This window comes from Streptomyces sp. SID12501 (assembly GCF_010550245.1).
GTDB lineage: Bacteria > Actinomycetota > Actinomycetes > Streptomycetales > Streptomycetaceae > Streptomyces.
Genome location: NZ_JAAGLU010000179.1, coordinates 1 through 750, shown reverse-complemented (window position 1 = coordinate 750; position 750 = coordinate 1). Strand labels below are relative to the sequence as shown.

The 750-nt window shown below is 74.1% G+C and carries 1 protein-coding gene; it reads left to right on the top strand.

The features are described 5' to 3' along the window. Positions 1–750 (top strand): alpha-amylase family glycosyl hydrolase (locus G3I71_RS45085; RefSeq protein ID WP_239149761.1); only part of this gene is annotated, 750 nt, incomplete at both ends.

The following is a 750-nucleotide window of genomic DNA, read 5'->3' as shown; positions in this document are numbered from 1 at the left end:
CCGACCTCACGTTCGACGACGTCGCGACGCGCGTGCCGTACCACGCGTCGCTCGGCGTCACTCACGTGTATCTGTCCCCCGTGCTGACGGCGGCCCCCGGGTCGACGCACGGGTACGACGTGGTCGACCACGACCGGGTGTCCGACGTGCTCGGCGGCGAGGACGGGCTGCGGCGGCTCGCCGCGGCGGCGCACGACGCGGGTCTGGGCCTCGTGCTCGACGTCGTGCCGAACCACATGGCCGTGCCCACCCCCGTGTGGCACAACCGCGCGCTGTGGTCCGTGCTGACCGACGGCCCCGACTCGCCGTACGCGGCGTGGTTCGACGTGGACTGGTCGGCGGGCGACGGCGCGGTGCTCATGCCCGTGCTGGGCGACCGCATCGGCGCCGTGATCGCGGCGGACGAGCTGCGGCTCGTCGAGGAGGACGTGCCCGGCGTGGGCCCGTCCACCGTGCTGCGCTACCACGACCACGTGTTCCCCGTCCGGGCGGGCACGCAGGCGCTGCCGCTGACCGAGCTCGTCGAACGGCAGCACTACCGGCTCGCGTACTGGAAGGTCGCCGACGAGGAGCTGAACTACCGGCGGTTCTTCGACGTCGGGACGCTCGTCGCGGTGCGCGTCGAGGACCCGGACGTGTTCGACGCGACGCACGCGCTCACGCTGCGGCTGCTGCGCGAGGGCGTCGTGGACGGCCTGCGCATCGACCACCCCGACGGCCTGGCCGACCCCGCGGGGTACCTCGCGCGGC